We start from the raw sequence: 25,435 nt of genomic DNA, 5'->3' as shown, positions 1-25,435 counted from the left end.
CCAGGCCGGCGCCGCGGGCGTCACCGGGTGCGCCAGTCGGCCCAGGCGGCCGCGGCCCCGGTGTGGCCGGTGACCACGGTCTGGTAGATCAGGAACGCACCGGCCAGCACGGTGAGCACCTGCACGGAGACCGTGAGGGGACGGGAGACCCGCAGCCGGTCCAGGACCGGCAGCCTCGCGGCCAGCCACGGGCCGGTGAGCGCGGCCAGCACGACGACGGCGCCGGCGAGGACCGCGGCGGCGACCTCCAGCAGGTCCCCCTGCTCGGCGTGCTCGTGGATCAGCCGGCTGCCGGGCAGGGCGTGCTCCAGGGCCTCCCCGGCACTGGCGGTCAGCACGGTGAACCCGGCGGCGACCACGGCCAGGACGGCCACGGGGAGCTCCAGGGCCCGGCGCCAGCGGGGCCGGACGGCGTAGAGGATCCCGCCCAGCCCGGCGAGGGGTGCGAGCACGACCACCGCGTGCAGCAGCAGGATGTGGGTGGGCAGACCGAGGACCTCGAGCATGGGAACACCTCTCGTGCGGACCGCACCGGCAGAGCGCACCCGTGCCGGAACCGGTCGTGGGCCGGGGGACGAGCACCGGGCCCCGGTGCCCCGGACTCCAGCCCTCCGGAGCTGTGGGCGCGCTGAGGGCCGCCGGTGTGCTCGCCTCCGGTGCCCTGGCTAGCCGACGTGCACGCCGGGGCGCCGGCCGGGGTCCGGTTCGTGCTCGCGGAGGATCTCCCGCACCACCGGGGCGGTGTCGCCCTGGCCCAGCAGCAGGTAGCGCAGCAGGTGGGTGACCGGGTTGCCCTCGGACCAGTCGAAGTACGCCTCCGGGACCACGCCGGTGGCGTCGCGCAGGGCCAGCAGGATTGCCGCGATGGCGTTGGGCGCCGCCGGGCTGGCCGTGCGCAGGATGCGGTGCCCGTGGACCTCCACGCCGTGGACCGTCAGCTCGGTGCTGAAGTCCGAGGGGTCGCTGATGCCGACCTCCAGGAAGATCACGTCCGCGCTGCCGGGGACCGGGTTGACCCGCCGCTGGACGGCCTCCTTGGCGGCGTACCGGCCTCCGCTGCTGCCCCCGGGGCGGTGGGCGACGATGTCCAGGCGGCCGTCGTAGACCAGGGAGTCCTCGATGAACCGGCGCGCCGCGGCGTCGAACGTGATGCGCTCGGCGCGCAGCTCCGTGGTGCGGTAGACCCGGGAGACCATCGAGATCACGATGATCCCCGTGATGAAGAACCCCGAGATGACCAGGCCGCCGGGCTGCAGGGCGACGTTGTCCACCAGGGCGTAGCCGAGCACCAGCACCAGCACCGCGAAACCGGCCGCGGCCCCGCGCCGCCGGCGCCGGCGGGCCGAGACGGTCACGGCCACGGCCCCGGAGAGCATCATCACGAGCACCCCCGTGGCGTAGGCCCCGGCCTGGGCGTCGACGTCGGCGCGGAAGGCCAGCGTGATCCCGATGCTGATCGTGGTGTAGACGAGCACCACCGGGCGAACCAGCCGCCCCCACTCCGGGGCCATGCCGTAGCCGGGCAGGTAGCGCGGGACGATGTTGATCAGCCCCGCCATGGCCGAGGCCCCGGCGAACCAGAGGATCAGGATGCTGGAGAGGTCGTAGGCGGTGCCGAAGCCCTCCCCGAGGTGCTCGTGGGCCAGGTAGGCCAGGGTGCGGCCGTTGGCGGCCCCGCCCGGCTCGAACTCCTCGGCCGGGATCAGGACCGTGGTGACGAAGGAGGAGCCCAGGAGATAGCCGCTCATGATCACGGCGGCGGCGGTGAGCAGCCGGCGCGTGTTGCGGATCCGCTGCGCCAGCCGCTCGGCCGGGGTGTCCCCGGCGGCGGCCACCAGCGGCATCATCGACACCCCCGTCTCGAACCCGGACAGTCCCAGCGCCAGGAGGGGGAAGGCCAGCACGGACAGGGCCACCACGTGGGCCGGGCCCCCGCTGCGGGTCAGCGCCTCGCCCCAGCCGGCCATCAGCGCCGGGTCCGCGGCGATCTCGACCGCCCCGGCGGCGATGATCACCGCGTTCAGGCCCAGGAACACCGCCACCAGGGGCACGGCCACCGCCACGGCCTCGGTGAAGCCCAGCAGGAACACCGCCCCCAGCACCACCAGCAGCCCCACCGTCAGACCGACCTGGTGACCGTCCAGGACGGCCGGGGCGTAGGGGTTCTCCAGCACGTGCACGGTCGCGTCGGCCGCCGAGAGGGTGATCGTGATGATCCAGGACGTCGCCACGAAGCCCAGCAGCACCAGCACGAAGACCTTCCCGCGCCAGAACGGCAGCAGGTTCTCGAGCATCGCCACCGACCCCTGCCCGTGCGGGCTCTCGGCGGCGACCCGGCGGTACATCGGCAGCATCCCCGCCAGGGTCAGCACCACGATCAGCAGCGTGGCCAGCGGGGAGAACACCCCGGCGGTCAGCGCCGCGATGGCCGGCAGGTAGGACAGGGTGGAGAAGTAGTCCACCCCGGTCAGGCACATCACCTTCCACCAGGGCTGGACCCGTTCGTCGGACGCAGCCACCGCCGGCCCCACCGGGGCCACCTGGTGGACCGCCAGCCACCGGGACACCCGGTGCCGGGGCGCCGGCGGCGCGGCGCGGACCACCCGGGCGGGCATGGCCCGGAACCCGGAGCGCGCCCCGCGGGGCCGTTCCGGCCGCTGCTCCCGGCCACCGGGCGGCACAGGGTGCACGGGGACCCCTTCCTCCGGCGGAGCGGCGCCGGCGCGGCTCATCGTACGCCCGTCCGGTGCCGGGGGACCCGGTTCGGGTGTGGTGATCCGCACCGGCCGGGTCTACGGTGTGCTCACCGACCGACCGGTCCCCGCCCCGGGGGCCGCCGGGCGGGCAGGAAGGAGCCGGTGGGGACCGTGGGCCGGATCGAGGACTACGCGCTCATCGGGGACCTGCACACCGCCGCCCTGGTGGGCCGCGACGGGTCCGTGGACTGGCTGTGCCTGCCCGACTTCGACTCCCCGGCGTGCTTCGCCGCGCTGCTGGACACCTCCGAGGCCGGGCGCTGGGTGCTGGCCCCGGCCGGGGCCGCGCGGTGCACCCGGCGCCGCTACCGCCCCGGGACGCTGGTGCTCGAGACGGAGTGGGACGTCCCGGGAGGCAGCGTGCGGGTGGTCGACTTCATGCCCCCGCGGGACGGTCACTGCGACGTGGTGCGCATCGTCGAGGGCCTCACCGGGTCCGTGGAGGTGCGCACGGAGCTGGTGCTGCGCTTCGACTACGGGCACGTCGTGCCCTGGGTGCGGCAGGTGCCCGGGGGGATCCAGGCGATCGCCGGACCGGACGCCGTGTACCTGACGACCCCGGTGCCGCTGCGCGGGGAGCACTTCCGCACCGTGGGGGAGTTCACCGTCCGCGCCGGGGACACCGTGCCCTTCGTGCTCACTCGTGCGCCGAGCCACCGGCCGCGCCCGGACCGGGTGGAGGCGCTCGCGGCGCGCCGGGCCACACAGGCGTTCTGGGACCGGTGGTCCGCGCGCAGCCGGGCCGCCGGGCCCTACCGGGAGGCGGTCCAGCGCTCCCTGATCACGCTCAAGGCCCTCACCTTCGCCCCGACCGGGGGGATCGTGGCCGCGGCCACCACCTCGCTGCCCGAGCAGCCCGGCGGACCGCGGAACTGGGACTACCGCTACTGCTGGCTGCGCGACGCCACGCTGACGCTGCAGGCGATGCTCGCGGCCGGCTACACCGAGGAGGCCGCGGCGTGGCGGGAGTGGCTGCTGCGGGCGGTGGCGGGGGACCCGGCCGAGCTGCAGATCATGTACGGCGTCGACGGCCGCCGCCGGCTGCCCGAGCTGACCCTGCCGTGGCTGGGCGGCTACGAACGCTCCACGCCGGTGCGGGTCGGCAACGCCGCGGCCGACCAGCTGCAGCTGGACGTGTGGGGGGAGGTGCTCGACGGGCTCGCCCTGACCCGCACCACCCTGCTCGGCCCGCAGGAGGAGGCCTGGGACATCCAGACCGCCCTGATGGACCACCTCGAGGGAGCCTGGCGGACCCCGGACAACGGGCTCTGGGAGGTCCGCGGCCCGCGGCAGCACTTCACCCACTCCAAGGTCATGGCCTGGGTCGCCGCGGACCGGATGGCCGCCGGCGTGCGGGTCTCCGGTCTGCCCGGACCGGTCGAGAGGTGGGAGGCGCTGCGGGAGACCATCCACGCCGACGTCCTGCGGCACGGCTTCGACGCCGAGCGCAACACTTTCGTGCAGGCCTACGGCAGCCGGGCCCTGGACGCCGCGCTGCTGCTGATCCCGCGCGTCGGGTTCCTGCCCCCGGACGACCCCCGGGTCCTCGGCACCATCGAGGCGGTCCGGCGGGAGCTGAGCGTGGACGGCCTGGTGCTGCGCTACCGCCCCGAGCACACCGAGGACGGGCTGCCCGGGGGCGAGGGCGTGTTCCTCGCCTGCTCCTTCTGGCTCGTGGACGCCCTGGCCGGTGCCGGTCGGCGGGCCGAGGCGGTGGAGCTCTTCGAACGGCTCCTGGGCCTGCGCAACGACGTGGGGCTGCTCAGCGAGCAGTGGGACCCCCGCGCCGGACGGGCCCTGGGCAACACACCCCAGGCGTTCAGCCACTTCAGCCTCGTCGGCAGCGCCCTGCAGCTCCACCACGGACGCGCCGAGCGCAGCGACACCGCGATCCCGGCCCGCCACGCCACCGTCAGCCCAGGGAGTGCAGGCTGAACGCCGCCAGGAACCCCAGGGTGGCGATCAGCCCGGAGTACAGGGCTGCCGACTCGAAGGCCTCGGGGATCATGGTGTCGGTGATCATCGCCAGGATGGCCCCGGCGGCCAGGGCGTTGACGAAGGCCAGGACGGTCGGGGCCGCCCCGTCCAGCAGCACGTAGCCGGTCAGGGCCGCCAGGCCAGAGGCCACCGCGATCGACCCCCAGATGCCGAAGACGTAGCCGGGTCCGCGCCCGGCGTTCTTCCACCCCGCCGCGCTCGAGAGACCCTCGGGGACGTTGGAGATGAACACCGCGGCGAACATCGGCAGGCTCAGCCCGGGGCCGGTCAGGAAGCTCAGCCCCAGCACCATGGACTCCGGCACCCCGTCGAGCAGGGCCCCGACGGCGATCGCCCCGCCGCTGCCGCTGTGCTCGGCCTGCGAGGGCTGCTGCGTCCCCGACCGCTTCCGGTGCCGGGCGCCGTGCCGGGCCAGCAGGACGTTGAGCCCCACGTACACCACGGCGCCGACCAGGAAGCCGAGGGAGGTGGCCGCGAGTCCGCCCCGCTCCACCGCCTCCTGGACGAGCTCGAAGGACAGCGCGGAGATCAGCACCCCGGAACCGAAGGCCATCACGACGGCCACCACCCGGGTGGGCACGGTGACGAACCACGCGATCGCGCTGCCCAGCAGCAGCGCGCCGCCCGCCAGCAGGCCGGCACCGCCGGCGAGGACCCACTCGGGCACGACCAGCCCCTCCTCGTCCTCCGTCACGTGTCGCCGCACCGGTCAGCGCGCCTGTCACAGCACAGCTCATACCCTGGGCCCCGCACCGTCAATCGCGGTCCCGGGCCGGGGCGGACCGCAGCGGCGTCCGGGACCCGCCGCCCCGGCCGGCCGGGGGCCGCTCACTCCGGCCCCGGGCGCCTGGGCCACGGCACGTCCGCCCGGTGGGCCACAATGGTCGGGTGAGCCCACAGCAGAGGACAGACGCACGCCCCGTCGACGCCACCGGTCAGGACCTCAACCCCGCCCCGCCCAGCGAGGACCTCAAGGAGCAGTACGCGCAGCTCGCGGACCGGGTGCGCGCGGCGCGGACCGCCTACTACGTCGAGGACGCGCCCACCATCTCGGACGCGGAGTACGACGAGCTCTACCGGCGGCTCGAGGAGATCGAGGCGCTCAACCCCGAGCTCGTGGCCAACGACTCGCCCACCCAGGAGGTCGGCGGCGAGGTCTCCGCGGCGTTCGCGCCGGTGACCCACCTGGCCCGGATGTACTCCCTCGAGGACGTCTTCTCGATCGACGAGCTCACGGCCTGGCTGGAGAAGACCACCGCCTCCGTCGAGGCGCTGCCGGACGCCCCGGAGTCCGCGTGGCTCACCGAGCTGAAGATCGACGGCCTCGCCGTGAACCTGCTGTACCGGGACGGCGAGCTCGTGCGGGCCGCGACCCGCGGGGACGGCACCACGGGCGAGGACGTCACGCACAACGTGCGCACCATCGCGAGCATCCCCACCGCGCTCTCCGGGGAGGACGTCCCGGAGGAGGTGGAGATCCGCGGCGAGGTGTTCATCTCCTCGCGCGACTTCCGAGCGCTCAACGAGGCGATCGTGGCCGAGGGGCGCGCGCCCTTCGCCAACCCCCGCAACGCCGCGGCGGGCTCGCTGCGGCAGAAGGACCCGGAGGTCACGGCCCGGCGCCGGCTGTCCATGTACGTGCACGGGGTGGGCGCCGCCACGGGGCTGCACGCCGACACCCAGTCCGAGGTCTACGCGCTGCTCGAGCGGTGGGGCCTGCCGGTCAGCCCCTACTACAAGGTGCTGCCGTCCACGGAGGACGTCCTCGACTTCATCGAGGAGTACGGCCGCCGCCGGCACGACCTCATCCACGAGATCGACGGCATCGTGGTCAAGGTCGACGACCGCCGCACCCAGTTCCGGCTCGGGCACACCTCCCGGGTGCCGCGGTGGTCCGTGGCCTACAAGTACCCGCCCGAGGAGGTGCACACGAAGCTCAAGGACATCCTGGTGAACGTGGGCCGCACCGGACGGGTCACCCCCTTCGGGCTCATGGAGCCGGTGCGGGTCGCCGGCTCCACCGTGGAGATGGCCACCCTGCACAACCAGGACGTGGTGAAGGCCAAGGGCGTGCTCATCGGGGACACCGTGGTGCTGCGCAAGGCGGGGGACGTGATCCCCGAGATCGTGGGGCCCGTGGTGGCGCTGCGGGACGGCACCGAGCGGGAGTTCGTGATGCCCACCCACTGCCCGTCCTGCGGCACCGAGCTGCGCCCGGCCAAGGAGGGCGACGTGGACATCCGCTGCCCCAATGCCCGCAGCTGCCCGTCCCAGCTGCGGGAGCGGGTCTTCCACGCCGCCGGCCGCGGCGCGTTCGACATCGAGGCCCTCGGCTACGAGGCCGCCCTCGCCCTGACCCGGCCCGACGAGCCGGAGGTCCCGCCGCTGACCAGCGAGGCGCACCTGTTCGACCTCACGCCCGAGGATTTGCGCGAGGTGCGGATCCGGCGCGAGAAGAGGACGCGCGGCACGCCCACGGGCGAGACCGAGCTCGTGCCCTACTTCTGGACCAAGGGCACCGCCAAGAAGCCGTCCGAGCCCACCGCCACCACCCGCAAGCTGTTCGAGGAGCTGGAGAAGGCCAAGGCGCAGCCGCTGTGGCGCGTGCTCGTGGCCCTGTCCGTCCGGCACGTGGGACCGACCGCGGCCCGTTCCCTGGCCACCGCCTTCGGCTCGCTGCCGGCCATCCGGGACGCCGACGAGGAGACCCTGGCCCAGGCCGACGGCGTGGGACCGGTGATCGCGGCGGCCCTCACCGAGTGGTTCGCCGAGCCCTGGCGCTGCGAGATCGTGGAGCGCTGGGCGGCGGCGGGCGTGCGCATGGAGGACGAGGTGGACGAGTCCGTGCCGCGGACCCTCGAGGGCACCACCGTGGTGATCACCGGCACCCTCGAGCGCTTCAGCCGCGACTCCGCCAAGGAGGCGGTGCTCGTGCGCGGGGGCAAGGCCTCGGGCTCCGTGTCGAAGAAGACGCACTTCCTGGTGGCCGGCGAGAACGCCGGCACCAAGCTGGACAAGGCCGAGCAGCTCGGCGTGCCGGTGCTCGACGAGGAGGGCTTCGAACGGCTCCTGGCCGAGGGGCCGGAGGCCTTCGACGCCGGGGACCCGCAGGACGAACCCGGAGCCGACGCCGGGCCCGGGGCGGACTCCGGGCCCGGGGCGGACCCCGGGTCCGGCGCGGAGCCCGGCGGGGACAGCACGCACCGCAGCGCGGGCGAGGACAGCAGCACGGACGACGAGGACGGGGCCTGAGCATGGGACGGCACGACGACGCACTGGAGGGCCTCGGCCCCACGGGCGCCCAGCTGGAGGAGCTGCTGGACCTGGCCCTGGCGGCCGCCGAGGCGGGGGCGGAGGTGCTGCGGGGCCGCGACACCGACCGCCTGGGCGTCACCGGCAAGTCCGGCGCGGGCGACTGGGTCACCCGCTTCGACGTGGCCGCCGAGCAGGCCGTGCTGCGCACGATCCTGGACCGCCGCCCGCACGACACGGTCACCGGCGAGGAGTCCGGAACCCACCGGCCGGAGCACCCCTCCGGGATCCGCTGGTCCGTGGACCCGCTCGACGGCACCACCAACTTCATCCGCGGCATCGTCTACTACTGCACGTCCGTGGCCGCCGCCGACGCCGAGGGCAACTGGCTCGTGGGCGCCGTCAACGCCCCGGCCCTGCGCCGCACCTACTTCGCGGTGCGCGGCGCCGGGGCGTGGGTGGAGGAGGACGGGACGTCCCGCCGGCTCGAGGGCCCCGTGCCGGGCCGGCCGGGCCGGATCTACGGCACCGGGTTCTCCTTCGACGCCGACCGGCGCGAGCGCCAGATCCCGGGCTTCCTGGCCACCATGCGCAACTACGCGGACCTGCGCCGGCTGGGGTCGGCGGCGCTGGACCTGTGCATGGTCGCGGACGGCACGCTCGACGGCTACGGCGAGCAGGGCCTGCACGAGCACGACTGGGCCGCCGGCGCGCTCGTCGCCGAGGAGGCCGGCGCGCTCGTGACCCGGCCGGAGCTGCCCTCCCCGGCGGCGGGAGAGGTGCCCGCCGCGGACCGCCTCGCGGCCTGGATCACCGCACGCGAGCGCGGGATCCCGGGCTGAGCGGGGCGCACGGTGCTCCTCCCGCGGATGTGAGACGCCTCTCGTCACTTGACCGAGACCAAAACGTTGCCATAGCGTTACCGAAGAAGCGTTCTTCCCGAGGGCCTGCCCTCCGCTTCCGGAACGAGAGTTCCGTCCGCCGGTCGCCGTCACGGGCCGGCACCCCTGGACCGACCGAACGTGTGATACATCACGTGGGCGCGAAAAGGGTGGCGTGACAATAATCGTTACGCTATCGTGATAAACAGCTTCCCCGAGGACACCTCCGGGGATCCGGTGTGCCTGGAGCCCGAACTCCCGGCGCGCCACCCGATCATGCTAGGTGCTGCCGTAACACCGCACGTCGTCTAAAGGGCAGACACCTGTAAGCACTTACCCGACAACACTCTGACGGGTAGACGACGGCGCGAAGACATCCGGGGACGGAAACGAGCGCAGGTGGCCCAGGGAGCATCATGACCAACACCTCCGCTGTTCGTCGCAACGTCCGTCGCGGTGCCGCCGCCCTGATCCTCGGCGGGACCGCCGTGGGCGCCATGGCCCTCCCGGCCAACGCCGCCCCCGCGTCCACCTGGGACGCCCTCGCCCAGTGCGAGTCCGGTGGCAACTGGAGCACCGCCACCGGCAACGGCTTCTCCGGTGGCCTGCAGTTCACCCCCTCCACCTGGGCCGCCTTCGGCGGCACCGGCGCCCCGCAGGACGCCTCCCGCGAGCAGCAGATCGCCGTGGCCGAGAACGTCCTCGACGGCCAGGGCTGGGGCGCGTGGCCCGCCTGCTCCGCGAAGCTCGGTCTGACCGGCTCCGCCGCTCCCTCCGCCAACCCCATGGGCAACGCCAGCGCCAACGCCCCGGTCGTGACCCCGCAGTCCGTCGCCGCCCCGGCCCCGGTCGAGGCCCCGGCTCCCGCCGCCGCCCCCGCTCCGGTCGCCGCCCCGGCCCCCGCGGCCCCGGCCGTCGCCAAGGCCCCGGTCGTCGAGTACGTGGCCCCGGCTCCCGCCGCCGCCCCGGCCTCCACCGCGGTCTCCGCCGAGACCTACACCGTGGTCGCCGGCGACACCCTCGGCTCCATCGCCGACAAGCTCGGCATCGAGAACTGGGAGGACCTGTACGCCGCCAACGCGGACATCATCTCCGACCCGGACCTGATCTTCCCCGGTCAGGTGCTGCAGATCCCCGCCTGATTCCCGGCGGACCGCTCCCGCGCGGCCCTGCCGCGCGACAGCACGACGAAGGGCCCCTCCGATCGGAGGGGCCCTTCGTCTTGCCCGGGGACCGGACGGGCGGCGCAGCCGGTGCGCTCAGGTCCACAGCCAGGGCTCGGTGGGCTCCACCGCGGCGTCGCCGAAGCTCACGGAGCGCTCGGCGCCCTTGACCCGGTACGGCTGGACGACCAGCAGGGACTCGCCCTCCCGGTGCTGGACCTGCACGGCCGCGGCGGTCTGCCCGGAGCGGTCGGGCAGGGTCACGGGAAAGGCGACGGCGGCGCACAGGACGTCGTCGCGCAGCTCCGCCGCCCGCTCCCGCAGGGCGTCGAGGGCGGCGTCCGGGGCCAGCTCCTCGACCTGCTCGGCGGGCAGGCTGTCGAGCTCGTACTCGCCGTCCTTGCGGGCGGTCACGAGGAAGGCGGGGAACGCCCCGTGCTGCCCCAGCTGCTGCTCGGCCACGGCCTGGACGTGGGCCATGACGGTGTCGATCGTCGCCGCGGCGTCCTTGCTGACCCGCTGCCGCCAGGCGTTGGCGGCGTCCGTCGCGGAGGTCGCGCGCGCGGCCTTCCCGGGCCGGGCGCCGGGACGCCGGTTCTTGGCGCCGCGGTCCTTCTTCGTGCGGGCGGGGGTGCTCTTGGCCATGTCCGGATGCTCCTGTGCGGTGGTCGGTGCGTCCCTCCAGGGTATGCCCCTGCGGGGGCCCCTCCAGCCGGGCGGGAGCCCCGTGCCGCGCGGCTAGACTGGACCGGAAACCACCCCCGATCACGAGCAGGAGTGCGCATGTCTGCGATCACCCGCGAGCAGGTCGCCCACCTGGCGAAGCTCGCGCACCTCGAGATGACCGAGGAGGAGCTGCGGTCCATGGCGACGGAGCTGGACCTCGTCGTCGACTCCGTCGCGTCCGTCAGCGAGGCCGCCGGGCCGGACGTCCCGGCCACCAGCCACCCCATCCCGCTGCAGAACGTGTTCCGCGAGGACGTGGTGGGGGAGACCCTCACCGCCGAGGAGTCGCTGATGAACGCCCCGGACTCCGCCGAGGGCAAGTTCAAGGTGCCCGCGATCCTGGACGAGGAGTAGCCCCATGACCAGCACTGGAACCCCGCAGGGCGTCGTCGGCCTGTCCGCGGCCGAGCTCGCCCGGCAGCTCGCCGCCGGTGAGGTCACGTCCGTCGACGCCGTCCAGGCCCACCTGGACCGCATCCGCGCCACCGACGGCGACCCCGTCGACCCCGCCGACCGCAGCCGCGGCCGGACCGGCCTCAACGCCTTCCTGCACGTGAACGAGGAGCAGGCCCTGTCCGCGGCCGCCGAGGTGGACGCCGCGCGCGCCCGCGGCGAGGAGCTGCCCGAGCTCGCCGGCGTGCCGATCGCCGTCAAGGACCTCATCGTCACCACGGGCCAGCCCACCACGGCCGCGTCCCGGATGCTCGAGGGCTGGATGAGCCCCTACGACGCCACCGTGGTCCGGAAGCTGCGCGCCGCCCGGATGCCGGTGCTGGGCAAGACGAACCTGGACGAGTTCGCCATGGGCTCCTCCAACGAGCACTCCGCCTTCGGCGACACCCGCAACCCCTGGGACCTGTCCCGGATCCCGGGCGGGTCCGGCGGCGGGTCCGCCGCCGCCGTGACCGCGTTCCAGGCCCCGCTGGCCCTGGGCACCGACACCGGCGGCTCCATCCGCCAGCCCGCCGCCCTGACTGGGTCGGTGGGGGTGAAGCCGACCTACGGGGGCGTCTCGCGCTACGGCGTGATCGCCATGGCCTCCTCGCTCGACCAGGTCGGCCCCGTCGCGCGCACCGTGCTCGACGCCGCGCTGCTGCACGAGGTGATCGGCGGGCACGACCCCCAGGACTCCACGTCCCTGCCGGACCCGGTCGGCGATCTCGCCGCCCAGGCCCGGGCCGGTGCCGCCGAGGGCGGCCTGGCCGGTCTGCGCGTCGGCGTGGTCAAGGAGCTCACGGGCGAGGGCTTCCAGCCCGGCGTCCAGCAGCGCTTCCAGGAGGCGGTGGAGCTGCTGCGCTCCGCCGGCGCCGAGGTCGTGGAGGTCTCCACCCCGAACTTCCGCTACGCCCTGGGCGCCTACTACCTCATCATGTCCTCGGAGGTCTCCTCGAATCTCGCCAAGTACGACGGCGTGCGCTTCGGCCACCGCGTGCTGCCCGAGGACGGGCCGATGACCATCGAGCGGGTGATGGGGGCCACGCGCGCCGCGGGCTTCGGCGCGGAGGTCAAGCGCCGCATCATCCTGGGCACCTACGCCCTGTCCGCGGGCTACTACGACGCCTACTACGGCTCGGCGCAGAAGGTCCGCACGCTCGTGCAGCGGGACTTCGCGGCCGCGTTCGAGCAGGTGGACGTGCTGGTGTCCCCGACGTCCCCGACCACCGCCTTCGAGCGCGGGGCTGTGGACGAGTCCGCCGACCCCATGCAGATGTACCTCAACGACATCGCCACCATCCCGACCAACCTGGCCGGGGTCCCCGCGATCTCCGTCCCCGGCGGTCTCGCGCCCGAGGACGGGCTGCCCGTGGGCATCCAGTTCATGGCCCCGGCCCGCCAGGACGCCCGGCTCTACCGCGCCGGCGCCGGCCTCGAGGCCCTGCTCCGGCAGCGCTGGGGCGGACCGCTCTGGCAGGAGCTGCCGGACACCGCCGAGCTGGTCCGGGACCCGGCGGGTACCGCCGCCGCGTCCGATCCGTCCGCAGCCGTCCGGGGAGGAGCCCGCTGATGAACCGCAGCACCGAAGAGGTCCTGTCCTTCGACGAGGCCATGGAGAAGTACGACCCCGTGCTGGGCTTCGAGGTCCACGTGGAGCTCAACACCCGGACCAAGATGTTCGACGCCGCCCCCAACGTCTTCGGGGACGAGCCGAACACCAACGTCACTCCCGTCTCGCTCGGCCTGCCCGGGGTGCTGCCCGTGGTGAACCGGGTGGCCGTGGAGTCGGCGATCAAGCTCGGGCTCGCCCTGGGCTGCGAGATCCGCCCGGTCTCCCACTTCGCCCGGAAGAACTACTTCTACCCGGACACCCCCAAGAACTTCCAGACCTCCCAGTACGACGAGCCGATCGCCGAGAACGGCTCCGTGGACGTGGAGCTGGAGGACGGGACCGTGTTCACGGTCGAGATCGAGCGTGCCCACATGGAGGAGGACGCGGGCAAGCTCACGCACCTGGGCGGGACCGCCGGGCGCATCCAGGGCGCGGACTACTCCCTGGTCGACTACAACCGCGCCGGGGTCCCGCTCATCGAGATCGTGACCAAGCCCATCGTGGGCGCCGGCTCCCGGGCGCCCGAGCTGGCCCGGGTGTACGTGGCGATGATCCGCGAGATCGTGAAGAACCTCGGGATCTCGGACGCGAAGATGGAGCGCGGCAACGTCCGCTGCGACGCCAACGTGTCCCTCATGCCCAAGGGCAGCGCCACGTTCGGCACCCGCTCCGAGACCAAGAACGTGAACTCGCTGCGCGCCGTGGAGCGCGCCGTGCGCTTCGAGATCCAGCGCCACGCCGCGGTCCTGGACTCCGGTGGCACGATCGTGCAGGAGACCCGGCACTGGCACGAGGACACCCGCTCCACCACGAGCGGGCGCCCCAAGTCCGACGCCGACGACTACCGGTACTTCCCGGAGCCCGACCTCGTGCCGGTCGTCACCGACCACGAGTGGATCGAGCGGCTGCGGGCCGAGCTGCCCGAGCCCCCGGCGGAGCGCCGGAAGCGGCTCCGGACCGGCTGGGGCTTCTCCGACGAGGAGTTCCGGGACGTCGTCAACGCCGGGGTCCTCGACGAGATCGAGCACACCGTCGCCGCCGGTGCCGCCCCGGCCGTGGCCCGCAAGTGGTGGATGGGCGAGATCGCCCGCCTCGCCAACCAGCGGGAGGTGGAGATCGCCGAGCTCGGCGTCACCCCGCAGCACGTGGTGGAGCTCAACGGGCTCATCGAGGCCGGGAAGATCAACGACAAGCTCGCCAAGAAGGTCCTCGCCCACGTCCTGGAGGGCGAGGGCTCCCCGGCCGAGATCGTCGACCAGCGCGGCCTGGCGGTCGTCTCCGACGACGGCGTGCTGACCGCGGCGATCGACGACGCCATGGCGCAGATGCCCGACGTCGTGGCGAAGGTGCAGGCCGGCAAGGTCCAGGCCGTCGGCGCCCTGATCGGCCCGGTCATGAAGGCCACCCGCGGGCAGGCCGACGCGGCCCGCGTGCGCGAGCTGATCCTGGAGAAGCTCGGCGTCCAGGGCTGAGCCCGAACCACCGCCCGCGCGCCCGCACAGCACCGAGGGGTCGCTTCTTGTGGGAATCCGCCACGGATTCCGGCAGGACGCGACCCCTCGCCGCGTGGCGAGCTCTGATAGTGACCCCTCGCTGGGTGGCGGGTTCTGGTAGCGACCCCTCGCTGGGTGGCGGGTACTGGTGGCGACCCCTCGTTGCGCGGCGTGCGAGCATGGGCCCATGGACACTGCGTGCGACGTGCTCATCATCGGCGGCGGCATCGCCGGGCTGTCCCTTGCCTCGGAGCTGGCCGACCGGCGGGACAGCGGAGCCGGGATCGTGCTCGTGGAGACCGAGCGGTCCCTGGCCCACCACACCTCCGGACGCTCGGCCGAGCAGCTGATCCCCAGCTACGGCCCGGCACCCGTGCGCGAACTGACCGCGTGGACCGTGGCCCGGCTGCTCGACCCGCGGCCCGCCACGCCCCGGCCCCTGGCCTGGCCCAGCCGCATGGTCCTCGTGGGGACCGAGGAGCGGCTGCAGTCCGAGGCCGCCCCGGGGACGCGGGGGCTGTCGCGCGCGGAGCTCGTGGAGCTGTGCCCCGAGCTGGCCTGCTCCCCGGCGGACGTGGTCGAGGCCGGCCGTCTCGACAGCACCTCCGTGCGCACCGACGCCGCGGCCCTCGTGGCGTGGCACCGGGAGCGCGCCGAGGCGGCGGGCGCGCAGGTGCGCACCGGCGCCCCCGTGACCGCGGCGGAGCCCGACGGGTCCGGCTGGCGCGTCACGGCCGGGGAGCACCGGCTGCGGGCCCGGCAGGTCGTGGTCGCCGCGGGCGCCTGGTCGGACCAGGTGGCGGCCCTGTTCGGCGGCGCCCCGCTGGGGCTGCGCCCGCTGCGGCGCACCGCCGCCCTCGTGCGGCTGGCAAAACCCCTGGCCCCGGACCACCCCATGGTGGTCGCCGCGGACCACGGCTGGTACTACCGGCGCGCCGGGAACGGCGCGCTCGTCTCCCCGTCCGAGGCCGTGCCCAGCGCGCCCTGCGACGCGCAGCCGGTGCTCGAGGACGTCGAGGACCTCCTGGCGCGGCTGAACACCGTGACCTCCCTGGGCGCCACCGGGATCGAGCGGGCCTGGACCGGACTGCGCACCGAGGCCCCGGACGGGGTGCCCGTGTGCGGCTTCGACGCCGCCGTGCCAGGGGTCCTGTGGCTGGCGGGCCAGGGGGGCTACGGCTTCCAGACCAGCTCCGCGATGGCCCGCGCCGCCGCGGACCTGCTCTTCAACGGGGCCGTGGGCCCGTGGTGCTCCCCGGCCACGGCCACCGCCCTGGACCCGGGCCGGTTCCAGGGCGGCCCCGGCGCCGGCTGAACCTGCGGGGGAGCGGCTGCTCGGGGTGACGTGACCGGACCGGCGCGCGCACGGGCCGGGCGTGCTCCGGTCAGCGGCCGAGCTCGTCCAGGAACGCCACGACGTCGGCCGCCACGCGCTCGGGGCGCGCCCACAGGACGAGATGGCCCGTGTCCTCGTAGACGACCGAGCGGGAACCGGGCATTGCCGCGGCCAGCGAGAGCTGCTCGTCCCGCGTCAGGACGTTGTCGCACTCGCCCCACAGGAGGAGCGCCGGCGCCGTGATCGTCCCGGCCTCGGTCGGCGGCGGTGCCGTGGTCAGGCCCTCGAGAGTCCGCCGCCACACGGCGGCGGGCATCCGGGTGCCGTCCCGGACCCGGTCCTCCAGGTAGCGGGCGGGCAGCGGGCGGACCGTGGGGAACCAGCCGAGACTCTTTCGCACCCACGCGGGATCGACGGGGTCCCGCAGCCGGTCGATCTCGTCGGCGAAGGGCGCCCGGCCCTGCAGGCTGCGCGGGGACCCCACCAGGACGAGACCCGCCACGCGCCCAGGGTGCTCGATCGCCACCTGCTGCGCCACGTACCCGCCGCTCGAGGAGCCCAGCAGGACGGCCTCCGGCAGGCCGAGCGCGTCCAGCAGAGCCACCACGTCGCCGGCGCAGTCGGCCAGCGCGTAGCCGTGCGGCGGCTTGTCCGCCTCGCCGTGACCGCGCAGGTCGGGAGCCACGGTGCGCACGTTCGGCGGCAGCAGGGACACCAGGCGCGAGAAGACGCCGCGGGACTCCGCCCAGCCGTGCAGCATCACCACCGGCGTGCCCGCCGAGGGCCCGGTCGCCGACCAGGCCAGGGTCACGCCGGTGGCCAGCTCGGCCCTGCCGCCCGCGGACGCGTGCTCCATCCGCTCAGACTACTCCCGCCGCGGCGGGGTCCGAGCACAGCCCCCCCGCCGGTGGGTCAGGCCCGGGCGAGGCCCATCCGGTCCAGCACCCAGGCGTACTCCCAGGCCGTGTCCTTCCACTGCGAGTACCGCCCGGAGGCGCCGCCGTGGCCACCGGCCATCTCGCAGCGCAGCAGCACCGGCTCCCCGGAGGTCGAGGCGCCCCGCAGGGCGGCCACCCACTTGGCGGGCTCCACGTAGAGCACCCGGGTGTCGTTGAGGCTCGTCACCGCGAGCACCGGGGGATAGGGGAGCTCGCGGACGTTCTCGTAGGGGGAGTAGTCCCGCATGTACCGGTAGACGTGGGCGTCCTCGATGGGATTGCCCCACTCCTCCCACTCGAGGGCCGTCAGCGGCAGGGACGGGTCGAGGATGGACGTCAGGGGATCGACGAACGGCACCGCGGCGAGCGCCCCGCAGTACTTCTCCGGGGCGAGGTTGAGCACCGCGCCCACCAGCAGGCCCCCGGCGGACCCGCCCATGACCAGGATCCGCCGCTCGTCGACGTCCGGCCGGGCGGCCAGGTGCTCGGTGACCGCCACGTAGTCGGTGAACGTGTTCGTCTTGTGCAGCTTCTTGCCGTGCTCGTACCAGCTGCGCCCGAGCTCCCCGCCGCCGCGCACGTGCGCCACGGCCCACACCACGCCGCGGTCCAGCAGGGACAGCCGCGAGACCGAGAACGCCGGGTCGGTGCTGTGCTCGTAGGAGCCGTAGGCGTACTGCAGCACCGGCGCCGGCACCGAGGGGTCGAGGTCCGCCCGGCGGACCAGGGAGACCGGGATCCGGGTGCCGTCCGCCGCGGTGGCCCAGTCCCGCTCGACCGCGTAGTCGGCGGGGTCGTAGCCGCCCAGCACCGTGGCCTCGCGGCGCAGCAGCGGCTCGCCCGGCAGGGCGTCGTCGTCCCCGGTGGCGCCCGCCGTGAACACGTCGTAGACCCGCGGGGGCGTGGTGAAGGACGTGTAGGAGAGCCGGACGACGGGGGCGTCGTGCTCCGCGGCGGAGACGCTCGCCGTGTACAGCTCCTCGGGGAACGCGGGCTCCACGGGGGCGGCCTGGGCGGGCGTGCCCAGCCCGGCGAGCGGCAGCAGCCGCACGCGCAGCGTGGTGTCGGCCCGGACGGAGACCACCAGGTGGGTGGCCGTCACCGCGCAGCCGTTGACCCGGACGGTGTCCGAGGCCGGCACGACGTCGCGCAGGGTCACCTCCGCGACCGGGCGGCCGAGATCGGCCGGGTCCATGAGGGAGATCCGGGAGTTCGGGGCGTCGTGGTCGTGGGTGAGCAAGATCTGCTCCCGCCCGTCCAGCAGCAGAGGCTCCGCCTCGTAGAGCACCCGGTCGGAGCGCGGCAGCACCACGCGCAGCGGTGCGGACGGGTCCGCGACCGGCTGGAGAAGCTGCTCGGAGAACTCGGAGCACATGGCCTCCACCACGATCCAGCGGCGGTCCGCGGACAGCCCCGCCCCCAGCCAGAGTCCGGGGTCCGTCTCCTCGTGCACCACGACGTCCTCCGCCACCGGGGTGCCCAGCTCGTGCCGGCGCAGCTGGTGCGGGCGCCAGGACTCGTCCACCACGGTGTAGTACACGGCGCGGGCGTCCGGGGTGAGGAAGGACCCGTAGAAGGTCCCGGGGATCTCGTCGGCGAGCATCGCCCCCGTGGTGAGGTCCCGGACCCGCAGCGTGAACCGCTCGTCGCCCGTGACGTCCTCGGCCCAGGCCAGCAGCTCCCCGTCCTCGGAGACGTCGAAGCTGCCGAGGGAGTAGAACTCGTGCTTCGCGGCCTCCGCGTTGGCGTCGAGGAGCACCTGCTCCCCGGTCATGGGCACCCCGGCCTCGACGACCGGCGGGGTCCAGTCCGCGATGACGTCACCGGTGGGCACCGCCGGGACCCGGCAGAACACCTGGTGCGCGCCGCCCTCCACCGTGCGGGCGAAGTACCACCAGTCCCCGCGCCGGCTGGGCACGGACAGGTCGGTCTCCTGGGTGCGGCCCTTGATCTCCCCGAAGATCGTCTCGCGCAGTCCCGCCAGGTGGGCGGTGGCGCCCTCGGCGTACGTGTTCTCGGCCGCGAGGTGGGCGAGCACCTCGGGGGAGTCCTTGTCCCGCATCCACTCGTACGGGTCGGAGAACACGTGGCCGTGGAAGGCGCGCTCGACGGGCTGCTGGCGGATCTGCGGGGGAAGCACTGTCATGGTGTCCATCCTAGGGAAGACGCCCCGGCGGAAGGGCGGCCCCGGCGGTAGGGCGGCCCCGGCGGGAGGACGGTGCCGGGGAGGGCGGGCGGCCCCGGCGGGAGGACGGTGCCGGGGAGGGCGGGCGGCCGCAGGGCGGGCGGGCCGGTGCCAGAATGGCCGCATGAGTTCTCCGGCCCACCTCGCCCCCCGACCGCCCGCCTTCGGCTCGACCCGCGCGGACCTCTGGCTGCAGGTGCTCCTGGTGCTGGGCGTGTCCCTGGGCGCCTCGGCCGTCTACGCGGTGCTGTCCCTGGCCGAGGACCTCGCCCGCGGCCCGCTGTCCGAGGCGCAGGCCACGATGAACCCGCCCCTGAGCCTGCAGCCCCTGTTCGACCTGCTGCGCCAGCTCACCGGGATCGCCCTGGACCTGGTGCCGGTGCTGCTGGCCCTCTACCTGCTCGCGGGCTCCGCCGGCGCCCTGGGCACGGTCCGCCGGCGGATCGGGCTGGACGCCCGGATGCCGGCCCCGGACCTGGGCCTGGGCACCCTGCTGTTCCTGCTCATGGGGCTGGGGACCCTGGGCCTCTACGCGGCGGGACGGGCCCTGGGTGTGACCGCTCAGGTCACCACGTCCGGGCTCGCCGAGCACTGGTGGACGGTGCCCGTGCTGCTGCTCTCGGCCGTGCGCCACGCCCTGGTCGAGGAGGTCGTGGTGGTCGCGTTCCTCACCGACCGACTGACCCGCATCGGGTGGAGCTGGCCCGTGGTGCTGGTGGTCACGGCACTGTTCCGCGGCAGCTACCACCTCTACCAGGGCATCGGGCCGTTCCTCGGCAACGTGGTGATGGGACTGGTCTTCGCCGAGCTCTACCGGCGCACCGGCCGGATCATGCCCCTCGTCGTCGCGCACTTCCTGCTGGACGCCGTGGGCTTCCTGGGCGCCGCCCGGCTGCTGGGCTGAGCCCCGGCCCCGCGGGGCGGGCACCGCCGGCCCGGTTGCGGACCGGGCCGGCGCGCGTCCGGGCTCAGACGGTGGCCGGGCTCAGATGGTGACCGGGCCGTCCGGGGTGCTGAAGGTGACGGAGAGCACCCCCGGGGTGCCCTCCGGATAGCGCCAGTCGACCTCCAGGTCCTCGAGCGCGGTCTCGACCGGGGCGCCCAGCCACTCGGCGACCCGCTCCGGGGCCCCGGCGATGCACATCCCCGCGAGCGCCACGTCCGTGATCCGCGCCTGGGACGGGTGCATCTCGGGGCCGGACTCGAAGTGCACCATGAACGGCAGCTGCGGGTCGGCGATCAGGCCCTTGACGCCGATCTGGCGCCACTCGAGGCACCGGCCGTCCGGGAACACCCGCTGGCCGGGCACCGACCGGCGGCCCAGGCGCTGCTCGAAGGGGGCGAGGTCCTCGACCTCCACGACCCACCCCAGCCAGCCGCCGCCGGCCTCGGAGCGGGCGCGCACTGCCTGGCCGAAGGGCGCCTTCTCCGCCGCCGGGTGCTGGAGGACCTCGACGACCTCCACGTACTGGTGGTTCATGAGCGGCAGGATCATGTTGCGGGTGCCGAAACGGGGGTGCACCCCACCCTTGACCGGCTCGATCCCGAGCTGGTCCGCGATGCGCTCGGTGGTGGCCGCCAGGCCCTCCGGGCGGCAGGCGTAGGACACGTGGTCGACTCTCATGGGCACATCGTGGCACCGTGTGAGTTTCGTCTCCAAATCGGTCCGCGGCACGCCCGGCGCGGTGCGTCCGGGGCGCGCCGCCGGGCGTGATCGCCGGACCCGGCTTGACGCCGTGTCGCCGGAATCCGGAGAATGCTGTCCAGGTCATGAGTGCCAGCGTCCAAGCCCCAGCTAGCTGGCCGGCAACCCTCCACCGCGGTGGGGTGCCCTGGGTGAGGACCAGGCTCCTCGCGCCCGGCGAGCGAGCAAGCGCGGGTCCCCGGCGCCCGGCCCTCCCGGCCGCACGCCCCGGACGGGACCCCTGACACCGCAAGGAGTCCCACGGCATGTCCGAGACCACCGCTTCCGGCACCGATTCCTCCGCCGCCGACCTCGCGGTCGCCGACGTCCCCGCGACCGGCCGTCCCACCCCCGGCGACCCGGCGGGCTGGGCGTTCGAGACCCGGCAGATCCACGCCGGGCAGAGCCCCGACCCCGTCACCGGCTCCCGCGCGCTGCCGATCCACCAGACCACGTCCTTCGTCTTCCCGGACGCCCGGGCCGCGGCCGACCGCTTCGCCCTCGCCGAGCTCGGCCCCATCTACACGCGGATCGGCAACCCCACCACGGAGGTCGTGGAGAACCGGATCGCCGCCCTGGAGGGCGGCGTGGGCGCCCTCATGCTCAGCGCAGGACAGTCGGCGACGACGTTCGCGGTGCTCAACGTCGCCGGCGCGGGCGACCACATCGTGGCCAGCCCCAGCCTCTACGGCGGGACCTACAACCTCTTCAAGTACACGCTGCCCAAGCTCGGCGTCGAGACCACGTTCGTGACCGACCCGGACGACCCCGAGGCCTGGCGGCAAGCGGTGCGCCCGAACACGAAGGCCTTCTTCGCGGAGACCATCCCCAACCCGCGCAACGACGTCCTCGACATCGAGACGGTCTCCGGGATCGCCCACGAGCACGAGGTCCCGCTCATCGTGGACAACACCGTGGCGACCCCCTACCTGGTCCAGCCCTTCCGCTGGGGCGCCGACGTGGTGGTGCACTCGGCCACCAAGTTCCTCGGCGGGCACGGCACGGCCATCGGCGGCGTGATCGTGGACTCCGGGGCCTTCGACTTCGGCCGCTACCCGGAGCGCTTCCCCGGCTTCAACCAGCCGGACGAGTCCTACGGCGGGCTCGTCTACGCCCAGGCCCTGGGCGCGGAGGGACCCTTCGGCGTCAACCTCTCCTACATCCTCAAGGCCCGGGTGCAGCTGCTGCGCGACCTCGGCTCGGCGATCTCGCCGTTCAACGCGTTCCTCATCGAGCAGGGCATCGAGACCCTGTCCCTGCGGATGGAGCGGCACGTGGCCAACGCCGGGACGGTGGCCCGCTGGCTCGAGGACCGCGAGGACGTGCGCTCGGTGTCCTGGGCGGGGCTGGAGTCCTCCCCGTGGCACGAGCGGGCACGCAAGTACGCCCCCCGCGGCGCCGGATCGGTCCTGGGCTTCGTCCTCGACGGCGGCCGGGAGGCCGGCGCCGCCTTCGTGGACGCCCTCACCCTGCACTCGAACGTCGCGAACATCGGCGACGTCCGCTCGCTGGTGATCCACCCGGCCTCCACCACGCACAGCCAGCTCCTGCCCGAGGAGCAGCTGGCCGCCGGCGTGGAGCCCGGCTTCGTGCGCCTGTCCGTGGGCCTGGAGAACATCGACGACATCCTGGCGGACCTCGAGCAGGGCTTCGCCGCGGCCGCGGCCGCGTCCGGGGGACAGGAGTGACCGTGACCGTGGTGGGGGGCACCGGCACCGGGACCGGTGTCCGCGAGGACGGCGTGCTGAGGACGGCCCGCATCGGCGAGCTGGAGCTCGAGTCGGGCTTCCGGCTGCCGGACGTGCGGATCGCCTACGAGACCTGGGGCGCCCTCGCCCCGGACGGCTCCAACGCGGTGCTGGTCGAGCACGCCCTCACCGGGGACACCCACGTGGCCGCCGGCCGGGCCCGCCCCGGGGCCCCCGAGGAGCAGCGGCGCGCGGCCGAGAGCGGCGGCTGGTGGGAGGGCCTGGTCGGGCCCGGCGCCGCCATCGACACCGACCGCTGGTTCGTGGTCTGCACCAACATCGTGGGCGGCTGCTACGGGTCCACCGGTCCCGCCACCCCCGCCCCGCCGGACGTGGACCCCGAGGCCCGCCCCTGGGGCTCCCGCTTCCCGCTCATCACCGTCCGGGACTCGGTGCACGCCGAGGCGGCCCTGGCCGACGCCCTCGGCATCGACGCGTGGCGCCTGGTCATCGGCGGCTCCATGGGCGGTGCCCGCGCCCTGGAGTGGGCCGTGACCCACCCGGACCGGGTCCGGGCCTGCGCGGTGGTCGCCGCGTGCGCCCAGTCCAGCGCCGAGCAGCTCGCGTGGGGCCAGGCGCAGAACCTCGCGATCCGTCAGGACCCGCACTTCCGCGGCGGGGACTACTACGACGGTCCGCTGCCGGTCACGGGCCTGGGCCTGGCGCGCCGGATCGCCCACATCACCTACCGCTCGGCCGACGAGCTGCACCACCGCTTCGGGCGCTCGCCGCAGGCCGACGAGCACGTCATCGGCACCCACCCGGGCGGGCGGGGTCGCTACCAGGTGGAGAGCTACCTCGACCACCAGGCGTCCAAGCTCGCCGGGCGCTTCGACGCCAACAGCTACCTGGCCGTCAACGAGACGCTCATGTCCCACGATGTCGCCCGGGACCGCGGCACGCTCGAGGAGGCACTGTCGGTGACCTCCTGCGAGTGGCTCGTGGCGGCGGTGGACTCCGATCGGCTGTACCTGCCCCGGGAGTCCGACGTCCTGGCCGCCGCGCTGCCCGGGGACGTCCGGCGGCACACCATCACCTCGCCCTCGGGCCACGACGGGTTCCTCATCGAGACGCCGCAGCTCGGCAAGCTGCTCGTGGAGACCGTGCTCCGCGAGGGCTGAGCCGGTGCCGCCGGCTCAGCCGTCCGGGCTCGCGCTCCCCGGGGCGAGCCCGCCGCCGGGGGCGGTCGCGGTGCCGAAGTGCGGGCGCTTGGGCCGGACCTGCGCCCCGGAGCTCGTGCGCCGGATCCGCCGGGCCACCCACGGCCGCAGGTAGCGGTGGGCCCAGACGAGGTCCTCCCGGCGGGCCTGACGCCAGGACGAGGGCGGGCGGCCGGGCACCACCTCGGGCACCAGCCCGTGCTCCAGGCCCAGGGTGTCGAGGACCTCCACCGCGATCCGGTGATGGCCCAGCGCCGAGAAGTGCAGCCGGTCGGGGTCCCACATCGCCGGGTCCGCGAGCTCCCGCAGGCCCCACAGATCGACCAGCACCGCGTCGTGCCGGGAGGCCACCACGCGCACGTTCTCGTTGTAGACCGCGATCCGGCCCCGGATCCCGCGCAGCACGGGCGTGGCCCCGACGTCGGGGCCGTCGAACAGCACGACCGTCGCCCCGTCCGCCCCGAGCCGGCCGACGACGTCGTCCAGCTCCTCCGCGATCGCGTCCGGGTCCCCGCCCGGGCGCAGCATGTCGTTGCCGCCGGCGCAGACCGTCACGAGGTCCGGGGACAGCTCCACGGCGGGCTCCAGCTGCTCGTCGACGATCTGCCGGAAGAGCCGGCCGCGGATCGCGAGATTGGCGTAGGACAGGCCGGGGGAGAGGCGGTCCAGCTCCTCCGCCACCCGGTCCGCCCAGCCGCGGTGCCCGCCCGGGGACCCGGGGTCGGGGTCCCCGATGCCCTCGGTGAAGGAGTCGCCGATCGCCACCATGCGCCGCCACGGGTGCGGGCGGGCTGCGGGGTCCGGGGGCTCTGGCGTCGCATCGGTCATCCCTCCGGTCTACCACCGGTCCCGGCGCCGGTCCACGGGCACGCACCGGTGCCGCGCCGAGCGGAGGCCGGGCGGGGGCCGGGCGGAGGCCGGGCCCGCTCCGGGGACCCGCGGCACGGATGGCACACTGGTGCCATGACCGACGCCTCCGTCCCGACCGGGACCGACACCTCTTTCGCCGTGTGGAGCAACGACGCCGACGCCCGGCCCGGCACCCCGCTGCTGGTGCTCCTGCACGGCTACGGCTCGCACGAGCGCGACCTCATGGGCCTCGTCCCGGCCCTGCCGGGCGGCTTCAGCGTGGCGTCCCTGCGCGCCCCGGAGCCCGCCGGTCCCGGCTACCAGTGGTTCCCGCTGGCCGCGGACCTCAGCTTCTCCCTGGACCGCGTGGCCGCGGCCGTGGAGCCGGTCGCCGCCTGGCTGCGGGGCCTGGCCGCGGAGCACCCCAGCATCACGCTGCTCGGGTTCTCCCAGGGCATGGCCATGGCCACGTCGCTGGCCCGCCACATGCCGGACGAGATCACCGCGGTGGTCGGGCTCTCCGGCTTCGTGGTGCCCGGGGAGCACCCGCTGTTCGCCGACGAGCGGCTCCGGGAGCGGCCGCTGCGGATGTTCTGGGGCCGTGACCCGCAGGACCCGGTCATCCCGCCGGGGCTCGTCGACTCCACGGCGCAGTGGGCGCTGGACCACGCCGACGTCATGAAGGTGCACTACACCGGGGTGGGGCACGGGATCAGCCCCCAGGAGATCGGGCACGTGCGGGAGTACCTCACCCAGGTGGTGCCGGCCGGCGCGGGGAGCCCGGTCAGCCCCCCGCGGTGATCCGCACGGAGGCGCCCCCGGCGGCCACGACGTCCCCCGGGTGCAGCTGGCGGCCGCGGCGCGTCTCGACCTCGCCGTTGACCGTGACCTGACCGTCCTCCACCAGGCCGCGGGCGTGCGCCCCGTCCTCGGCGAGGTTCGCCAGTTTCAGGGCCTGGCCCAGCCGGATCATGTCGTCACGGATGGGCAGTTCGTCGGGTCCGCCGGGCTGCTGGGATGTCGTCATGGCCCCATTGTCCCCGTTCCGGGCCGCCGCTGTCCCCGGTCCGGCCCGTCGGCGGGCACGGCGGGAATTGGCTACCCTGGGGAGCGGGACGTCGCACGCGGCGTCCTCGTTCGTGACGGCCGACGACGGCCGGCTCCCGCCCGGTGCGCCGGGCGGGGCACCCCACCCACCACGCGCGTCCGCAGCCGGCGG

General features: G+C 74.4%; 21 protein-coding genes and 1 riboswitch. Of the genes, 12 read left to right on the top strand and 9 right to left on the bottom strand.

Translation table 11 applies throughout. The features are described 5' to 3' along the window. Positions 1-20: 20 nt before the first annotated feature. Positions 21-506, bottom strand: coding sequence for a hypothetical protein (locus QYM41_RS08360; RefSeq protein ID WP_368799277.1), 486 nt, complete (start codon positions 504-506; stop codon positions 21-23). 159 nt (positions 507-665) lie between these two features. Beyond that, on the bottom strand, positions 666-2,615 hold the full coding sequence (locus QYM41_RS08355) for an APC family permease (RefSeq protein WP_438612568.1): 1,950 nt from the start codon (positions 2,613-2,615) through the stop codon (positions 666-668). Between the two features lie 252 nt (positions 2,616-2,867). Between QYM41_RS08355 and QYM41_RS08350 the strand changes: the two genes are divergently transcribed. Continuing rightward, on the top strand, positions 2,868-4,691 hold the full coding sequence (locus tag QYM41_RS08350) for a glycoside hydrolase family 15 protein (protein ID WP_368799339.1): 1,824 nt from the start codon (positions 2,868-2,870) through the stop codon (positions 4,689-4,691). Here the strand turns inward: QYM41_RS08350 and QYM41_RS08345 are convergent. Further along, positions 4,669-5,421: a ZIP family metal transporter gene (locus tag QYM41_RS08345; RefSeq protein ID WP_368799338.1), complete on the bottom strand. Its 753-nt coding sequence runs from the start codon at positions 5,419-5,421 to the stop codon at positions 4,669-4,671. The two genes, QYM41_RS08350 and QYM41_RS08345, sit on opposite strands and share 23 nt — an antisense overlap. Positions 5,422-5,642: 221 nt before the next feature. On the opposite strand from QYM41_RS08345, the gene ligA reads away from it, so the two are divergent. From ligA to QYM41_RS08330, 3 genes are all read left to right on the top strand, one after another. Then, a complete protein-coding gene (ligA, locus tag QYM41_RS08340; protein ID WP_368799275.1) occupies positions 5,643-8,006 on the top strand; it encodes an NAD-dependent DNA ligase LigA in 2,364 nt (787 codons plus the stop codon). Positions 8,007-8,008: 2 nt separating this feature from the next. Further along, positions 8,009-8,848, top strand: a complete 840-nt coding sequence (locus QYM41_RS08335; protein ID WP_368799274.1) for an inositol monophosphatase family protein — start codon at positions 8,009-8,011, stop codon at positions 8,846-8,848. Between the two features lie 455 nt (positions 8,849-9,303). Further along, positions 9,304-10,029, top strand: coding sequence for a LysM peptidoglycan-binding domain-containing protein (locus QYM41_RS08330; RefSeq protein WP_368799273.1), 726 nt, complete (start codon positions 9,304-9,306; stop codon positions 10,027-10,029). Between the two features lie 117 nt (positions 10,030-10,146). Here the strand turns inward: QYM41_RS08330 and QYM41_RS08325 are convergent, their stop codons facing one another. Then, positions 10,147-10,695, bottom strand: a complete 549-nt coding sequence (locus QYM41_RS08325; RefSeq protein ID WP_368799272.1) for a hypothetical protein — start codon at positions 10,693-10,695, stop codon at positions 10,147-10,149. A 138-nt stretch (positions 10,696-10,833) separates the two neighbouring features. On the opposite strand from QYM41_RS08325, the gene gatC reads away from it, so the two are divergent. The 4 genes from gatC (at position 10,834) to QYM41_RS08305 (ending at position 15,631) form a co-directional block, all read left to right on the top strand. Further along, on the top strand, positions 10,834-11,130 hold the full coding sequence (gene gatC, locus QYM41_RS08320; RefSeq protein WP_368799271.1) for an Asp-tRNA(Asn)/Glu-tRNA(Gln) amidotransferase subunit GatC: 297 nt from the start codon (positions 10,834-10,836) through the stop codon (positions 11,128-11,130). Between the two features lie 4 nt (positions 11,131-11,134). Then, positions 11,135-12,781: an Asp-tRNA(Asn)/Glu-tRNA(Gln) amidotransferase subunit GatA gene (gene gatA, locus QYM41_RS08315; protein ID WP_368799270.1), complete on the top strand. Its 1,647-nt coding sequence runs from the start codon at positions 11,135-11,137 to the stop codon at positions 12,779-12,781. Continuing rightward, on the top strand, positions 12,781-14,295 hold the full coding sequence (gene gatB / locus QYM41_RS08310) for an Asp-tRNA(Asn)/Glu-tRNA(Gln) amidotransferase subunit GatB (RefSeq protein ID WP_368799269.1): 1,515 nt from the start codon (positions 12,781-12,783) through the stop codon (positions 14,293-14,295). Before gatA ends, gatB begins: the two co-directional genes overlap by 1 nt. Positions 14,296-14,503: 208 nt before the next feature. After that, positions 14,504-15,631, top strand: a complete 1,128-nt coding sequence (locus tag QYM41_RS08305) for an NAD(P)/FAD-dependent oxidoreductase (RefSeq protein WP_368799268.1) — start codon at positions 14,504-14,506, stop codon at positions 15,629-15,631. A 70-nt stretch (positions 15,632-15,701) separates the two neighbouring features. Here the strand turns inward: QYM41_RS08305 and QYM41_RS08300 are convergent, their stop codons facing one another. Both QYM41_RS08300 and QYM41_RS08295 read right to left on the bottom strand, forming a co-directional pair. Continuing rightward, positions 15,702-16,508 carry an alpha/beta fold hydrolase gene (locus tag QYM41_RS08300; RefSeq protein ID WP_368799267.1) on the bottom strand — a complete coding sequence of 269 codons (807 nt, stop codon included), beginning with the start codon at positions 16,506-16,508 and terminating at the stop codon, positions 15,702-15,704. Positions 16,509-16,564: 56 nt separating this feature from the next. Continuing rightward, positions 16,565-18,736: a S9 family peptidase gene (locus tag QYM41_RS08295; protein ID WP_368799266.1), complete on the bottom strand. Its 2,172-nt coding sequence runs from the start codon at positions 18,734-18,736 to the stop codon at positions 16,565-16,567. A 163-nt stretch (positions 18,737-18,899) separates the two neighbouring features. Between QYM41_RS08295 and QYM41_RS08290 the strand changes: the two genes are divergently transcribed. Then, positions 18,900-19,679, top strand: a complete 780-nt coding sequence (locus QYM41_RS08290) for a CPBP family intramembrane glutamic endopeptidase (protein ID WP_368799265.1) — start codon at positions 18,900-18,902, stop codon at positions 19,677-19,679. Positions 19,680-19,760: 81 nt separating this feature from the next. Here the strand turns inward: QYM41_RS08290 and QYM41_RS08285 are convergent, their stop codons facing one another. Continuing rightward, positions 19,761-20,399 (bottom strand): VOC family protein, encoded by a 639-nt coding sequence (locus QYM41_RS08285; protein ID WP_368799264.1) that lies wholly within the window; start codon positions 20,397-20,399, stop codon positions 19,761-19,763. A gap of 142 nt (positions 20,400-20,541) precedes the next feature. Continuing rightward, positions 20,542-20,657, top strand: a riboswitch (SAM riboswitch). A 68-nt stretch (positions 20,658-20,725) separates the two neighbouring features. Between QYM41_RS08285 and QYM41_RS08280 the strand changes: the two genes are divergently transcribed. Next, positions 20,726-22,147, top strand: coding sequence for a bifunctional o-acetylhomoserine/o-acetylserine sulfhydrylase (locus QYM41_RS08280; RefSeq protein WP_368799263.1), 1,422 nt, complete (start codon positions 20,726-20,728; stop codon positions 22,145-22,147). Further along, positions 22,144-23,328 carry a homoserine O-acetyltransferase MetX gene (gene metX, locus QYM41_RS08275; RefSeq protein WP_368799262.1) on the top strand — a complete coding sequence of 395 codons (1,185 nt, stop codon included), beginning with the start codon at positions 22,144-22,146 and terminating at the stop codon, positions 23,326-23,328. The genes QYM41_RS08280 and metX overlap by 4 nt, the downstream gene beginning before the upstream one ends. Positions 23,329-23,343: 15 nt before the next feature. On the opposite strand, the gene QYM41_RS08270 is transcribed toward metX, so the two are convergent. Then, positions 23,344-24,195 carry an SGNH/GDSL hydrolase family protein gene (locus QYM41_RS08270; protein ID WP_368799261.1) on the bottom strand — a complete coding sequence of 284 codons (852 nt, stop codon included), beginning with the start codon at positions 24,193-24,195 and terminating at the stop codon, positions 23,344-23,346. 135 nt (positions 24,196-24,330) lie between these two features. Between QYM41_RS08270 and QYM41_RS08265 the strand changes: the two genes are divergently transcribed. Continuing rightward, positions 24,331-25,017, top strand: coding sequence for an alpha/beta hydrolase (locus QYM41_RS08265; RefSeq protein WP_368799260.1), 687 nt, complete (start codon positions 24,331-24,333; stop codon positions 25,015-25,017). On the opposite strand, the gene QYM41_RS08260 is transcribed toward QYM41_RS08265, so the two are convergent. After that, positions 25,001-25,243 carry an RNA-binding S4 domain-containing protein gene (locus QYM41_RS08260; RefSeq protein WP_368799259.1) on the bottom strand — a complete coding sequence of 81 codons (243 nt, stop codon included), beginning with the start codon at positions 25,241-25,243 and terminating at the stop codon, positions 25,001-25,003. The two genes, QYM41_RS08265 and QYM41_RS08260, sit on opposite strands and share 17 nt — an antisense overlap. Positions 25,244-25,435: the final 192 nt, after the last annotated feature.

The organism is Kocuria oxytropis (assembly GCF_040981195.1).
GTDB classification, from domain to species: Bacteria; Actinomycetota; Actinomycetes; order Actinomycetales; family Micrococcaceae; genus Kocuria; species Kocuria oxytropis.
This window is presented reverse-complemented; position numbering and strand designations above follow the sequence as displayed.